This is a genomic window from Dokdonella sp., assembly GCF_044227025.1.
Lineage (GTDB): Bacteria > Pseudomonadota > Gammaproteobacteria > Xanthomonadales > Rhodanobacteraceae > Dokdonella_A.
This window is the reverse complement of sequence record NZ_JBGAFX010000006.1, coordinates 104,955-118,028: the sequence shown is the minus strand read 5'-3', so window position 1 is coordinate 118,028 and position 13,074 is coordinate 104,955. Positions and strand designations below refer to the sequence as shown.

At 67.5% G+C, this 13,074-nt stretch carries 15 protein-coding genes; 7 read left to right on the top strand and 8 right to left on the bottom strand.

Annotated elements, in window-relative coordinates; translation table 11 throughout:
• Positions 1-5 precede the first annotated feature (5 nt).
• Positions 6-479: a TlpA family protein disulfide reductase gene (locus tag ACILRJ_RS14785; RefSeq protein ID WP_395683971.1), complete on the bottom strand. Its 474-nt coding sequence runs from the start codon at positions 477-479 to the stop codon at positions 6-8.
• A 349-nt stretch (positions 480-828) separates the two neighbouring features.
• Between ACILRJ_RS14785 and ACILRJ_RS14780 the strand changes: the two genes are divergently transcribed.
• The gene (locus ACILRJ_RS14780) at positions 829-1,350 is read left to right on the top strand and encodes a hypothetical protein (protein WP_395683970.1); all 522 of its coding nucleotides are present in this window, start codon (positions 829-831) and stop codon (positions 1,348-1,350) included.
• Positions 1,351-1,359: 9 nt separating this feature from the next.
• On the opposite strand, the gene ACILRJ_RS14775 is transcribed toward ACILRJ_RS14780, so the two are convergent.
• Positions 1,360-2,118 (bottom strand): NYN domain-containing protein, encoded by a 759-nt coding sequence (locus ACILRJ_RS14775; protein ID WP_395683969.1) that lies wholly within the window; start codon positions 2,116-2,118, stop codon positions 1,360-1,362.
• Between the two features lie 202 nt (positions 2,119-2,320).
• Between ACILRJ_RS14775 and ACILRJ_RS14770 the strand changes: the two genes are divergently transcribed.
• The gene (locus ACILRJ_RS14770) at positions 2,321-3,283 is read left to right on the top strand and encodes a DUF817 domain-containing protein (RefSeq protein ID WP_395683968.1); all 963 of its coding nucleotides are present in this window, start codon (positions 2,321-2,323) and stop codon (positions 3,281-3,283) included.
• Here the strand turns inward: ACILRJ_RS14770 and ACILRJ_RS14765 are convergent.
• The 5 genes from ACILRJ_RS14765 to ACILRJ_RS14745 form a co-directional block, all read right to left on the bottom strand.
• Positions 3,250-3,813, bottom strand: a complete 564-nt coding sequence (locus ACILRJ_RS14765) for a hypothetical protein (RefSeq protein WP_395683967.1) — start codon at positions 3,811-3,813, stop codon at positions 3,250-3,252. The genes ACILRJ_RS14770 and ACILRJ_RS14765 overlap by 34 nt on opposite strands.
• A gap of 57 nt (positions 3,814-3,870) precedes the next feature.
• Complete coding sequence (locus ACILRJ_RS14760; RefSeq protein ID WP_395683966.1) at positions 3,871-5,796, bottom strand: CocE/NonD family hydrolase; 1,926 nt, start codon at positions 5,794-5,796, stop codon at positions 3,871-3,873.
• 172 nt (positions 5,797-5,968) lie between these two features.
• Complete coding sequence (locus tag ACILRJ_RS14755; protein ID WP_395683965.1) at positions 5,969-6,364, bottom strand: DUF488 domain-containing protein; 396 nt, start codon at positions 6,362-6,364, stop codon at positions 5,969-5,971.
• Complete coding sequence (locus ACILRJ_RS14750) at positions 6,361-6,957, bottom strand: uracil-DNA glycosylase family protein (RefSeq protein ID WP_395683964.1); 597 nt, start codon at positions 6,955-6,957, stop codon at positions 6,361-6,363. The genes ACILRJ_RS14755 and ACILRJ_RS14750 overlap by 4 nt, the downstream gene beginning before the upstream one ends.
• A 124-nt stretch (positions 6,958-7,081) precedes the next feature.
• A complete protein-coding gene (locus tag ACILRJ_RS14745; protein ID WP_395683963.1) occupies positions 7,082-7,912 on the bottom strand; it encodes a DUF4097 family beta strand repeat-containing protein in 831 nt (276 codons plus the stop codon).
• Positions 7,913-8,020: 108 nt separating this feature from the next.
• Here ACILRJ_RS14745 and ACILRJ_RS14740 point away from each other — a divergent pair, with 108 nt between their 5' ends.
• The 4 genes from ACILRJ_RS14740 (at position 8,021) to ACILRJ_RS14725 (ending at position 10,753) form a co-directional block, all read left to right on the top strand.
• Positions 8,021-9,046 carry an NAD(P)H-dependent flavin oxidoreductase gene (locus ACILRJ_RS14740; protein ID WP_395683962.1) on the top strand — a complete coding sequence of 342 codons (1,026 nt, stop codon included), beginning with the start codon at positions 8,021-8,023 and terminating at the stop codon, positions 9,044-9,046.
• Between the two features lie 157 nt (positions 9,047-9,203).
• Positions 9,204-9,443 carry a hypothetical protein gene (locus ACILRJ_RS14735; protein WP_395683961.1) on the top strand — a complete coding sequence of 80 codons (240 nt, stop codon included), beginning with the start codon at positions 9,204-9,206 and terminating at the stop codon, positions 9,441-9,443.
• 237 nt (positions 9,444-9,680) lie between these two features.
• Positions 9,681-10,184 (top strand): hypothetical protein, encoded by a 504-nt coding sequence (locus ACILRJ_RS14730; RefSeq protein ID WP_395683960.1) that lies wholly within the window; start codon positions 9,681-9,683, stop codon positions 10,182-10,184.
• A 65-nt stretch (positions 10,185-10,249) separates the two neighbouring features.
• Complete coding sequence (locus tag ACILRJ_RS14725; RefSeq protein WP_395683959.1) at positions 10,250-10,753, top strand: rhodanese-like domain-containing protein; 504 nt, start codon at positions 10,250-10,252, stop codon at positions 10,751-10,753.
• Between the two features lie 60 nt (positions 10,754-10,813).
• Here the strand turns inward: ACILRJ_RS14725 and mddA are convergent, their stop codons facing one another.
• Positions 10,814-11,542, bottom strand: a complete 729-nt coding sequence (gene mddA / locus ACILRJ_RS14720; protein ID WP_395683958.1) for a methanethiol S-methyltransferase — start codon at positions 11,540-11,542, stop codon at positions 10,814-10,816.
• Between the two features lie 136 nt (positions 11,543-11,678).
• On the opposite strand from mddA, the gene ACILRJ_RS14715 reads away from it, so the two are divergent.
• Positions 11,679-13,067, top strand: a complete 1,389-nt coding sequence (locus ACILRJ_RS14715) for a choice-of-anchor Q domain-containing protein (RefSeq protein ID WP_395683957.1) — start codon at positions 11,679-11,681, stop codon at positions 13,065-13,067.
• The last annotated feature ends 7 nt before the right edge of the window (positions 13,068-13,074 follow it).

The window sequence follows — 13,074 nt, the reverse complement described above, 5'->3', positions numbered from 1 at the left end:
TGCTGCTACAGGGCGGGCAAGCCGAGCTGCTTGCGCAACGCCGCCTCGACCTTTTCCGGCGCATCGCCACCGACCCGGCGATAGGTGATCGCACCGCTGCGATCGACGAGCAGCAGGCCAGGCGTGCCCTTGATGCCGTAGAGGTCGGCGATCGCATCGCCGTCGCGCACGAGCGTGAATGTCTGCCCGCGCTCGCGCAGTTCGGCAACCGGGTCGCCGTCGTCCTTGATGTCGATCGCATAGACATCGAGATGCTGCTTGCCGGCGGCGTCGTATACCTTTTGCAGATACGGCATCAGCGCCTTGCAGTACGGGCACCAGGTCGCCCAGAACAGCAGCACGGCGGGGCGCTGCAGGTGGGCCGGATCGAAACGGATCGACTGGCCATCGGCGCCATGGCCCTGCCAGGCGATCGCGCGCTCCTGCGCGTCGACGGAAGCGGACAGGAGGAGCAGGAAAAGCAGCAGGACTGCACGCATCGTCGATCTCCGGCGGGGACTACCTTCCGACCGGATCGCCGGACGCTTCCTTTCGGGTCTGGCGGACTGCCTGGCCGGGTCGCCGTGCGTCGGGCCGAAAGTGCCAAGGATTGGCATTCCCTGCCGACCGCGCCAGCGCCAGCAGGAAGGATTTACCCGAAGCGGGTCGGACCGCGACCGGAACGGGCCGTTTTGCGAACCCCGTCACAAGGGACGCTGAACGGGGTGGCGAGCCAGAATGAGACTGCCGTCACAAAACCGGCGACTCCCGCCGGATCAACGAGTTTGGCGGAAAAACTGGCATGTCGCTTGCTTGTGTCCTACCCGACACTGACGACGACAGCACGACATGCTTGCGATTGTGGATTCCTTTGAGCCGCTTGGCGGCGACTTTCCAGTAGCGACGTCGCCTTCGACGAGCTCGCTGCAGTGGCGCAGCCGTTACGATGGCCTCGTCTCCGTCGCCTACATCGACGGCAAGGCGGTCGCCGGCATTTCCGGTCCCTGGTCGGGCAAGTACGCGCTAACCTGGTGGGAACGTCCGATGCCGGCGCGCGAGCTCGAGCTGCACGATTCGCTCGGCTCGGCCCAGCGTGAAGTCGAGGAATGGGCGCTGCGCATGCATTCGGGCAACTACGCGCTGCCGCTGCCGCACCCGCAGGCCGTCGCGCATGCCCACACGCTGCCGTTGTCGGTGCAGCGCCAGCGCGCGGCGAATACCGCGGTACGCAAGGCCGGACTGTTCGAGCGCGTGCGCTCGCTGCTGCCGATGCTGCAACCGTCAAGCGGCGAGAAGATCGAGCGCTTGCGCCTCGCCAGTGCAGACGCCGAGCCGGACCTGCGCGGCCTGCACTTCGCCGCGACCGAGTAGCGACCCGCCTCAGGTCGTTCGCTTGCGTGCCACGCCGCGGCGGTTGCGGACATAGGTCGACGTCGCACCGCTCTCGCCGCTCTTGCGTTTCTCGACCTCGAACAGGTCGCTCGCCGCGATCAGCTCACTGAGCTTCTTGTAACCGTAGTTGCGCGGATCGAACTCCGGCGCCTGCTTGGCGATCGTGCTGCCGACCGGCGCGAGGTTCGCCCAGCCGGAATCGTCCGATGACGCATCGACGGCATTGCGCAGCAGCGCGACCAGGCGCGTGTCCTGCTTCAGTTGCGCGGCACTGCGCGGCGCAACCGTCTCGTCCTCTTCGTCGTCTTTCGCGACGAGGATTTCCGTGTAGATGAACTTGTCGCAGGCGGACACGAACGGTGTCGGCGTCTTCTTCTCGCCGAAGCCGTACACGACCAGGCCGGCCTCGCGCACGCGCGCGGCGAGGCGGGTGAAGTCGCTGTCGCTGGAGACGATGCAGAAGCCGTCCAGCTTGCCCGAGTAGAGCAGGTCCATCGCGTCGATGATCAACGCCGAGTCGGTCGCGTTCTTGCCGGTGGTGTAGCGGAACTGCTGGATCGGCTGGATCGCGTGGGTCAGCAGCGCTTCCTTCCAGCCCTTGAGCTGCGGCCCGGTCCAGTCGCCGTAGATGCGCTTTACCGTCGCGGTGCCGTACTTCGCGATCTCGGCGAGCAGGCCTTCGACCACGGCCGGCTGCGCGTTGTCCGCATCGATGAGCACTGCGAGTTTCGTCGACTGCGTCGCCATTCCGCTTCTCCGCCACCAGGGTTCCAGCCTACTCCGTCGCCTTCCCGGCGGTAAGCGCCGCGCTCGAAGCCGTCGCCGTATCGACCGTCGCGAGGTGCGGGTCCACACGTGGGCGCCTGCAACGAACGCCATCGCCGCGCCACATCCTCGCCACGCCGCCGACGCTCGGCGCGGCCACTCTGGCGCTCGAGGGAGGTCGCACATGCACGCACGACGCACCGATGACACCGCACCGCAGGATGCCGGCACGACACCGGCCGATCGCGCCTGGCCGTTGATCGCGCATTTCGCCGCCGCCGAGGCGCGTTTCGCCGAGCGCATCGCGCGCACGCGCGCGCGCACATTCGCCTACGAATTCGTGCGCTTCGGCTGCAAGCAGGCCTGGGCCTGCCAGTTCGGCGGCGCAATGGTCGCGCTGATCGTCGCCAGCCACCTGTGGTATCCGGCCGACGCGCCGCTCGCGCGCTACGACGCGCTGTTCCTCGCCGCGCTCGTGCTGCAGGCGCTGCTGCTTGCGACGCGCATGGAGACGCCGGACGAGGCGAAGGTGATCCTCGTCTACCACGTGATCGGCACCGCGATGGAAGTGTTCAAGACCGGCGTCGGTTCGTGGAGCTATCCCGAGGCCGCACTATTCCGCATCGGCGGCGTGCCGCTGTTCTCGGGCTTCATGTACGCGGCGATCGGCAGCTACATCGCGCGCTGCTGGCGCCTGTTCGACTTCCGCTTCACGCACCATCCCAAACCGTGGGCGGTCGCGCTGCTCGCCTTCGCGATCTACGCGAACTTCTACACGCACCATCGCTGGCTCGACCTGCGCATCGTGCTGTTCGCCGCGACGGCGCTGCTGTTCGCACGCACGCATGTCCACTACCGCATCTGGCGCGCGCACCGGCGCATGCCCCTGCTGCTGGGATTCCTGCTGGTCGCTTCGTTCATCTGGATCGCCGAGAACCTCGGCACGCTCACCCACACCTGGACCTACCCGCACCAGGCACACGGCTGGTCGCTCGTGCGCCTGGGCAAGCTCGGCTCGTGGTTCCTGCTGCTGATCGTCAGCTATGCGCTCGTCGCGATGGTCAACCGGCCGCGGCCGTACGCGGCGCCGCGGTCGCGGCGCGCGCGCCCGCTTCAGGTCAGGTACGTGAACAGCAGCACGATGTAGCTGCCGATTACGAACGCGGCGATCACCGCCAGTGCTTCATGCACGCGTGGTCGGGTGGTTGCTACACCGGTGACACCCAGTGCGATGAACACGCCGTGGTAGGCAAGATCGCGCCACTCCGGCAAGTTGCCGCCGACGACGACGCTTTTTACCAGGCTGATCCCGATCAGCAGCAACAGCATCGAAGAGAACCAGCGGTGGTTGCCGATGAAATGCGCGCGCAGGTCGACAACCTCTCCAGGCGCGAAATCCGGCAGCACGAGCGCCGCCAGAAGGTAAATGGCGATCGTTTGCGTGACCACGATGGAGAACGCGAAGAACGTCCAGTCGCTGTGCTCGCGCAGGCCGAACATCGACCACCACGTCTGCACGGCGATTACCAGCACGAGGACCGCCCAGGTCACCGCCGGCCAGTACGACCGGGTGCGTCCGCGCGCGAGCATGAGCCCGCGAAAACCCTTGAGGACCTGGGTGATCGCAAGGCCGACGATGATCGAGAGCAGGACCGAGAGATAACTGAACGCGTCCATGAGTGCCTTCCAATGCCGTGTCGTTCGAATGGAGCATGAATCCTGCGAGAGGTCGGATCACTCCGTGCGGACGACCGGCAAGTCGATGAAGCTCGCCTGCTCGCCCGCGACATGCACGCGTTGCGTCGCCTTGCGGTAGTCCCCCGGTTTCGCGAAGAAGATGTTGTCGACGAAGGTCTGCGGGTTGCGGTCGTACAGCGGGAACCAGCTCGACTGCACCTGCACCATGATGCGGTGGCCGGGCAGGAAGACGTGGTTCGCATTGGGCAATTCGAAGCGGTATTTCTGCACGGTGTCGGCAGGAATCGGCGCCGGGTGTTCCAGGCTGTCGCGGTATCGCCCGCGGAAGATGTCCATCGCGACACCGAGTTGATAGCCGCCGAGGTCGGCCTGCGCAGGCACCTCGTCGGGGTAGACGTCGATGAGCTTGACGACCCAGTCGCTGTCGCTGCCGCTGGTCGAGGCGAACAGGTTCACCACCGGCGCACCGGCGATCTTCAACGGCGCGGTCAGCACGTCCGACGTGTACGTCAACACGTCCGGGCGACCATCGACGAAGCGCTGGTCGACCACCAGCCAGCGCCGCCAGGCGTCGCTGTCCTCGAAGTGCACCGGACGCGGCTGGTACGGCACCGGCTTGGCCGGGTCGGACACGTATTCGTCGAACGCGCCGCCCGCGGCGGGCACGCTGAAATCGACGCGCCCGCCGGCATGCAGGTACAACGGCTTCGACGTCGCGGCGCAGCCCCGTGCACACGCGAGCGGCCAATGCGTCTCGCGCAGCCAGCGATTCGTGCCGGTCTCGTAGACGAATACCGGCGGCGTGTCCGCCTTCGCTGCGCCGTCCTTGAGGTAGGTGTCGAGGAATGGCTTCATCACGTCGCGGCGGAACTGCAGCGCGGTGTCGCCATTGAACTTCAACGCACCAAGCATGCTGCCGTCGTAGTTGACGCCGCTGTGGCGCCACGGTCCGAGCACGAGGAAATTACGGTCGTTCGCGCCGTCCTTCGGTTCGGTCGCCTCGTAGGTCGCGATCGCGCCGTACATGTCTTCCTGGTCCCACAGGCTCGCGACGATCATGCGCGGCACCGCCAGCGGTTGCGCGGCAATGACCGGGTCGAGTGCCTGCTGCTGCCAGTAGGCGTCGTACGCCGGGTGCTCCGCAATCTTGTTCCAGAAGCCGAGCTGTTCGAAGCCGAAGTGCCGGGCGTAGTCACCGGCGGAGCCGTACTTCAGGAAATTCGCATAGTCGTCGAACGCGCCGCGCGGTACCGCCATGCTGTCGTCCTTCGCCGCGGTCTGGCCGTAGATGTAGTCGAAGTTCGTCTGGCGGAATGCGCCGTTGTGGAACCAGTCGTCGCCTTTCCAGCCATCGACCATCGGACTCATCGGCACGGCGACCTTGAGCGCCGGATGCGGATTCACCAGTGCCATCAGCACGGTGAAACCCTCGTACGAGGAACCGATCATGCCGACCTTGCCGTTGCTCTCCTTGACGTGTTTGACGAGCCAGTCGATCGTGTCGTACGCGTCGGTCGAATGATCGACCTTGCTGTCGTTGAGCGGTCCGCGCAGCGGGCGCGTCATGACGTAGTCGCCCTCGGACTTGTGCTTGCCGCGCACGTCCTGGAACACGCGGATGTACTCGCCGCTGCCCGCGAATACCTCGTCGCCGATCGGCAGCGCGCCCGTGATGTGCGGGCTGACACTGCGCTCGGCGCGTTTCGCCGCGTTGTACGGCGTGCGCGTGAGGATGATCGGCAGGTGTTGCGCGCCCTTGGGCATGAGGATCACCGTGTACAGCTTCACGCCGTCGCGCATCGGGATCATCTCCTCGCGCCGAACGTAGTCCGCGTCCGCCTGCGGCACCACGAATTTCTTCGGGATGTCGGGTGCGAGTGGTGGCGTCACCGCGCCGGCGAGGCCGCTGGCGAACACGGCGCATGCACACAGGGACAGCAGCATCGGGCGCGAGATCGTCATTGAGCGTTCCTCGGCGGTTCGGAACGGCGACATTAAACGCAAACGGGCATGCTGCGAAGGGACACGATTGCGAGAATCCCTTGGAGCCACGCGGGGCTCGAGCCCTCGATCCTGTGAAGTGCGCGAGGCTGCCGCACGGTATACGTGCGATCAACACTGGCGGAGGACCCTCTCAGGCGCGGGATGCGATCGCCTGCAGTGCCTCGCGCAGCACGACCGCCTGGTTCTCGGTCTCGCTGCGTGCGCCGTAGACGAGGGTGATGCGGCGCTTGCCGGCTGCCGCGAGCAGGGCTCGCAGACGCGCACGCTGCGCGGCGGCGTCAAGTTCGCCGTGGTAGCGCGTGCGGAATTCCTCCCAGCGCGCTGGATCGTGACCGAACCAGTGGATCAGCGCGGGATCGGGCGCAAGATCGCGCGCCCATTCGTCCAGCGCCAGCACGGCCTTGCTGCGGCCGCGCGGCCAGAAGCGGTCGACCAGCACGCGGTAACCGTCGTGCGGAGTCGGGTCGTCGTACGCGCGCTGGATCGCGATCGATGGCTGCGCGGCCTTCTTCTTCGGCGCAGTCATGCGCGCGTTCCCGCCAGCACCGCATGCACGCGTTCGCGCAGGTGCGGCAACACGTCGTTCGCGAACCACGGATGACGTTGGAACCACGCGGTGTTGCGCGGCGACGGATGGGGCAGCGGAATGCAGCGAGGCGCGTAGTCGGCGAACGCGGCCACGGTGTCGGTCAGGTTCGCCCTGGCACGCGTGCCGAGGAAATGGCGCTGCGCATGCGTGCCGATCAGCAACGTGAGTTCGATGCGCGGCATGCCCGCGAGCAGGCGGTCCAGCCACAGCTGCGCGCATTCGCGGCGCGGCGGCAGGTCGCCGCCGGCGCCGCGGCCCGGATAGCAGTAGCCCATCGGCGCGATCGCGATGCGCGATGCGTCATGGAACGAAGCGACCCCGATGTCGAGCCAGTCGCGCAGGCGCGCTCCGCTCGCGTCATCCCACGGCACGCCGCTCGCGTGCACTTTCGCGCCCGGGGCCTGGCCGACGATGAGCAGGCGAGCCGTCGGGGACGCCTGCACGATCGGCCGCGGCCCGAGCGGCAACTGCGCCGCGCAGGCACGACAGGCGCGGATCGCCGCGAGCAGAGCGCCAAAGTCACGATCCACGGCACTCGCTCGCGCGGGCGGGATGGCGTGGATCGCGTAATGCGTTCGCCCCATGCCTCGCCTTTGCGGAGAGGATGAGCGTTCGAACGAGGTCATTGCATGATTGTACGCCCGCCAGGCTGCCTCAGTCGTCGTCGCGCGGCACATCGACCTTGCCACGCACCCCGTGGTCATGGACGTCGCCGGAGCCCTTGCGGCGCAGGGTGAAGTCGCCCCCGACATCCGCCACGTCGAGGTCGCCGGAGCCGAGCGAGTCGACGCTGACGCTGCGTTCGACGTGCCCGATCGTGACGTCGCCGGAACCGACATTGCCGATCGTCACGCCGCCGCCGACGTTGTCCAGGCGCAGGTCGCCCGAGCCGACGCGGCCCACCTGCACGTCGCCGTGCACGTCGCGCAGCGTGAGGTCGCCGGACGAGACGCTGCGCACGTCGGCGCTGCCGACATCGCGCGCCTGCACGTCGCCGGAGCTGAGTTCGAGCGAGAGCAGGCCGGCGATCTTGTCGGCGATCAGGTCGCCGGAACTGCCATCGTAAGCGAGCGACGCGACGTCGCGCACCCTGGAGTCGCCGGACGAGGCCTTGATGTCGACCGCCATCGACGCCGGCACGCGTACCTCGAGGTCGATCGAGGCATAGCTCGATTCGAACCAGCTCCAGTTCGTCCCGCGGCCCTGCTGCGGGGTCAGGGTCAGGCGATCGCCGCTGCGCTGCTGGTCGACCTTGAGATCGGCGAGCCACGCTTCCTCGGACGCACAGGCGCGGCCGCGCACTTCGACCTTGGCAAGGCCTGGCACGCCCTCGACCACAAGGTCGCTCGATCCGAGCCGGAACGCGATGGACTTGAGGCCGGCCGCATCGACGTCGAAGTCGCGATGCGCGATGAACTTGCAATCGGTATCGGCGCTGGCGAACGCCGGCGCGAGGGCGAACAGGAGAAGGGCGAAACGACGCATGCGGGCGGCTCCAGGTGGTTGCACCTTGATCCAGATGCCCAAGCGGGGCAATGGGTTTAAAGGGCTGGCCGCGCTAACCTGCGCTTCCCGAACGGGCGCGGAGCCGCCGTGCACGAACTGCTCGGTACGAAACTGCCGTTGATCCAGGCGCCGATGGCCGGCGTGCAGGCAAGCGGGCTTGCCCTCGCGGTCGGTGTTGCCGGCGGGCTCGGCTCGCTGCCCTGCGCGATGCTTGCGCCGGATGGACTGCGGCGCGAACTCGACGCACTGCGCGCCGGCGGCCAGCCGTTCAACCTGAACTTCTTCTGCCACGTGCCGCCGCCGGCAGACGAAGCACGCGAACGCGCATGGCGTGACGCGCTGCGACCGTACTACGAGGAATGCGGCCTCGCTGCGCACGACGCACCGACCGCCACCTCGCGCGTGCCGTTCAACGCGATCACCGCGAATCTGGTCGAAGCGTACCGGCCCGCCGTGGTCAGCTTCCACTTCGGCCTGCCGACGCCGGAGCTCGTCGCGCGCGTGCGCAGCTGGGGCAGCAAGGTCATCGCCTCGGCGACCACGCTGGCCGAAGCATTATGGCTAGAGGCCCGCGGCGTCGACGCGGTGATCGCACAGGGCCTCGAAGCCGGCGGCCATCGCGGTCATTTCCTGTCGAGCGATCTCACCTTGCAGGCCGGCACGTTCGCGCTGCTGCCGCAGCTGGTGCGCGCGCTGCACGTGCCCGTGATCGCGGCCGGCGGCATCGCCGATGCGCGCGGCGTCGCTGCCGCTTTGGCACTCGGCGCGAGCGCGGTGCAGGTCGGCACCGCCTACCTGCTGTGTCCGGAGGCGACCACGCATTCGGTGCATCGCGCGGCGCTTGCCGACGACCGTGCCCGCCACACCGCGCTGACCAATTTGTTCAGCGGCGGCGTCGCGCGCGGCATCGTCAATCGGCTGATGCGCGAACTCGGCCCGCTCAGTCCGCTCGCGCCACCGTTCCCGCTCGCGGCATCCGCGATCGCGCCCCTGCGTGCGCATGCCGAACGCGCCGGCAGCGGCGATTTCTCGCCCTTGTGGGCCGGCCAGAACGCGAGCGGTTGCCGCGAGATCGGCGCGGCCCGGCTCACGCGCGAACTCGCCGGAGACTGAACCGCACCCGGTGCAGCGCGGGCGGCCGGACGGACCGCCGGCCGACACGCGCCTCGCGGCCCCCAGACACACCGGTAGACGATGGCGGCGCCATGTCGACGTGCGCACGGCATCGGCAGTGCCGCGCTCCACGCCGGCAACGATGCCATCGGCCTTGATGTTCGATCAGCGCAGCGTGTGTGCGGTCGGCAATCCGCCGGGCATCGGCGTGCATGGGATGCAGACCGGCCTCGCCGAAGTCATTTTCGCGAACGGTCTTGAGCTGCCGCAGCGCGGACCGACGATGATGGCGGCGCGCGGTTTTCAAACGGCGGCGGCAAGGCACGCAGGGGGACGAACGGCAGCGGGCGCGGCCGGACCAGACGGAACACCGGCGAAAGCAGAAGCAATGACATGATCCAACTCCGCTGTGGCACGGGCGGATATTCGCGGCAGGACGCTCACGCGCCGCTGAATGAAGTTGTGCCTGCGCCGATCCGTTCAGCGGACATTCCACCGGGGAGCCAGGCAACTGCATCTACCAAGCACGGGTACGCCGGGATGTTCGCGCGGCGCGCCAACCGGAGCGCCCGCGCGTCCATCCGCGCCACACCTTTGGCGACAATCGAGTCGACTCACGCCACGGAGATTTCCGATGATCTCGCCCAGGGCCCTCGGCCTGGCCGTGCTCGCCGCCACCGGGGTGCATGCCGCCGACACGCCATCGGTGCCGCCACCCGGCTGCACCAGTGCTGCCTCGCACGCCTTCGACTTCTGGATCGGCGTATGGAACGTGACCGATCCGACCGGCAAGACCGTCGGCCACAGCCGCATCGAATCGATCCTGTCCGGCTGCTCGATCTCCGAGCACTGGGAAGGGCGCAGCGGCTTCACCGGTGTCAGCTACAACGCGTGGGACGCGAAGACGAAGTCGTGGCACCAGTTCTGGGTGGATGCACAGGGCAATGTTGCGCGCCTGCAGGGCGGTCCCGTGAACGGATCGATGGTGCTGCAATCGTCGCCCTCGCCGACCCACGTTGACCGCATCACCTGGACGCCGAACGCCGACTCCAGCGTGCGCCAGTTGTGGGAAGCGAGCGAAGACGGCGGCAAGGCGTGGAAGACGGTGTTCGACGGCCTGTACCGCAAGGCAGGCTGACGCCGCGGTGGAACTTCGGCCGCGGGTGGCACACCAAAATGGCGCCAGCCACCGCGGAGGACCGCATGAAGAAGCTTGCGATCGCATTTGGCATTGCAGCGGCCGCCGCCGCGAGTGCCCGTGAGCCGATCCCGAACCCGGAGATCGACTACACGGCGTTCGAGCGGATCGTGCATGAGTCGAAAGACGAACGCGAGTCGCATCGCCTGACCGAGGCGCAGTTCCTGGCGCGAATGCGCCAAGCCGGCGTGCTCGTGCTGGATGCGCGCACCGAATCGCGCTATCGCCTGCGCCATATCCGCGGCGCGGTGAACCTGCCATTCACCGAGTTCACCGCGCAAGCGCTCGCCGCGATCGCGCCGGACAAGGACGCTTCGATCCTGATCTACTGCAACAACAACTTCCGCGACAGCCCGGTCGCGTTCGCGCCGAAGGCCGCCGCGGCCTCGCTGAACCTGTCGACCTACACCGCGCTGAGGGCCTACGGCTACACGAACGTGTACGAACTCGGTCCCTTGCTCGCGGTCGCGGACACACGCATCCCGTTCGAGGGAAGCGAAGTCGACTGAACCTGCGGATGCCGACGGCCCCATCGCAGGCGCCGGGCGTCCGGCGTCCTGCCGACATGCCTACCCGCGAGGCCTCCTGAACGGCACGAGCATCGGCACGCGCGCGCGGTAGTCATCGTAGTCGCGGCCTATCTTCGCGCGCAGGTCCGTCTCTTCGAGGTGTACCCCCACCAGGACATAGCCACTGGTCAGCAGCGCGAAAAGCAGATGGCCCTGCGACATTGCCGGGGTCGCCCAGAACGCGACCAGGAAGCCGAGCATGATCGGATGGCGCACGAATCGATAGAAGAAGCGCTCGACGAACGGCGCTTCCGGTTGCGATGACTGCGCGCGAGCGCTACGCCAGGCCTGGGTCAGGCCGAATAGTTCGAAATGGCTGATCATGAAGGTCGACAGCAGCACGACCAGCCAGCCGAGCGCCTGCAGCGCGAGCAGCATCGGTGCAAGTGGCGTGCTGCGCACGTCCCAGACCAGCACCGGCAGCGGCCGCCACGCGACGAAGACCAGGCCCAGCAGCACGCTCGACAGCAGCACGTACGTGCTGCGCTCGATTGGCGGAGCGACGAAGCGTGTCCACCAGCGCTTGAACGCCGGTCGTGCCATCACGCTGTGCTGCACGGCGAAAGCACCCAGTACCAGCGCATCGACGAGGAACGCCGGCCAGCCGGTCGGCGTGACCGGTGCATCGATCGTCTTCGGCACGAGCAGGTTGCCGACAAATCCGATCGCGTAGAGGAATGACGCGAGGAACAGGATGTAGCACATCAACGCATAGCTTCGACGCAGCATGGTCACGACTCGGCAAGGGGGCGACCGAGTAGAACGCCGCGAGGCCGCCGATTGGGACATGCACCGCCGATGCCGTGCGATGTCCAAAACGCGCTCGACCCGGCGTTGTTCATCCATGCCCCTGCCGGAGAACGCCATGCCGACTTCGACCCATCCCATCGCATTGCGCGCGCTCGCGCGTGCCCTCGTCCTCGCGTTTGGCGGTCTCGCCGTGCTCGATGCCGCTGCGGCGCCGGATGGCGGCAACATCGCGATCACCAACTGCAACGACAGCGGGCCCGGCAGCCTGCGCGCGGCGATGGCAATCGTGACCAACAACTCGACCATCGACTTCGACCAGTTGACCTGCAGCACGATCACCTTGACGACGGGCGCGTTGACCGACCCGAACGTCGATTCGCTCAAGCTGCTCGCAACACCGCACTTCGTCGCCGGCCGACCGGTACCGGCGGTGACCATCGACGGCAACCACAACAGTCGCATCATCGACCACGCATCCGGCGGCTCACTTGAACTGCGCGGCCTCGCGCTGCGCAACGGTCGCACCACCGATGCCAAGGGCGGCGGCTGCGTGTATTCGGCCGGCCACGTGAAGACGATGGCGGTCAGCGTCAGTGGCTGCGTCGCCGCGGCGGTCGGCAGCGGCAATGCACTCGGCGGCGGCATCGCCTCGAACGATGCGATCGAGCTGCACTTCAGCACCATCAGCGGCAACAGCGCGCTCGCGAACGCCGGCGGCTATGCGTATGGCGGCGGCCTGTTCACCCGTTACGGCCTGTATGCGGTGTACAGCACGATCTCCGGCAACACGGCGACGGGCTTCGGTTACGGCGGCGGTGCCAGCGTGCTCGGCTACACGACCGTGTATTCGTCCGTCGTCAGCGGCAACACGGCGTCGTATGGCGCCGGACTTGCCTTGTTCGGAGGCAATGTCGGCCCGGGCGACCTGAAGATCGCCAACAGCACGATCGCGCAGAACCACGCGACCGGTTTCGCCGCCGGCATCGAAGCCGCGGGTCCGCTCAACGTATTCAGCAGCACGATCGCCGGCAACATCGGCGACCGTGCGGACCATGCCGCCGGCATCGTCATCAATGGCGCGAACACACTGCAACTGGTCAGCACGATCGTCGCGACCAATATCCAGGGCGGCGTGGCGCACGACATCAGCGGCGCCAGTGGGATCAGCGGCAGCGCGAACCTGGTCGGCGCTTCGGCGGTCGCGCTTCCACCCGGCACGCTGTCCGGCAACCCGATGCTCGGCGCGCTCGCCGACAACGGCGGGCAGACGCAGACGATGCGCCTGCTGGCCGGCAGCCCGGCGATCGATGCCGGCAGCAACCCGAACCTTGCTGTGTGCGACCAGCGCGCCGGCAGCTACTTGCCGGGCGGTGCGTTCACCGCGCGCTTCCTGCGGACGAAGGGCAACGCCACGGACATCGGCGCGTTCGAATCGGGCACGGGTGACTCGGTTTTCGCCAGCGGATTCGAGCAGCCCTTTGCATTGCTCTGCCATCCGATCTGACGCAAGC

Coding starts and splice junctions, on each gene's coding strand:
- ACILRJ_RS14785 (WP_395683971.1), bottom strand. CDS start 479: ATGCGTGCAGTCCTGCTGCTTTTCCTGCTCCTCCTGTCCGCTTCCGTC.
- ACILRJ_RS14780 (WP_395683970.1), top strand. CDS start 829: ATGCTTGCGATTGTGGATTCCTTTGAGCCGCTTGGCGGCGACTTTCCA.
- ACILRJ_RS14775 (WP_395683969.1), bottom strand. CDS start 2,118: ATGGCGACGCAGTCGACGAAACTCGCAGTGCTCATCGATGCGGACAAC.
- ACILRJ_RS14770 (WP_395683968.1), top strand. CDS start 2,321: ATGCACGCACGACGCACCGATGACACCGCACCGCAGGATGCCGGCACG.
- ACILRJ_RS14765 (WP_395683967.1), bottom strand. CDS start 3,813: ATGGACGCGTTCAGTTATCTCTCGGTCCTGCTCTCGATCATCGTCGGC.
- ACILRJ_RS14760 (WP_395683966.1), bottom strand. CDS start 5,796: ATGACGATCTCGCGCCCGATGCTGCTGTCCCTGTGTGCATGCGCCGTG.
- ACILRJ_RS14755 (WP_395683965.1), bottom strand. CDS start 6,364: ATGACTGCGCCGAAGAAGAAGGCCGCGCAGCCATCGATCGCGATCCAG.
- ACILRJ_RS14745 (WP_395683963.1), bottom strand. CDS start 7,912: ATGCGTCGTTTCGCCCTTCTCCTGTTCGCCCTCGCGCCGGCGTTCGCC.
- ACILRJ_RS14735 (WP_395683961.1), top strand. CDS start 9,204: ATGTTCGATCAGCGCAGCGTGTGTGCGGTCGGCAATCCGCCGGGCATC.
- ACILRJ_RS14730 (WP_395683960.1), top strand. CDS start 9,681: ATGATCTCGCCCAGGGCCCTCGGCCTGGCCGTGCTCGCCGCCACCGGG.
- ACILRJ_RS14725 (WP_395683959.1), top strand. CDS start 10,250: ATGAAGAAGCTTGCGATCGCATTTGGCATTGCAGCGGCCGCCGCCGCG.
- mddA (WP_395683958.1), bottom strand. CDS start 11,542: ATGCTGCGTCGAAGCTATGCGTTGATGTGCTACATCCTGTTCCTCGCG.
- ACILRJ_RS14715 (WP_395683957.1), top strand. CDS start 11,679: ATGCCGACTTCGACCCATCCCATCGCATTGCGCGCGCTCGCGCGTGCC.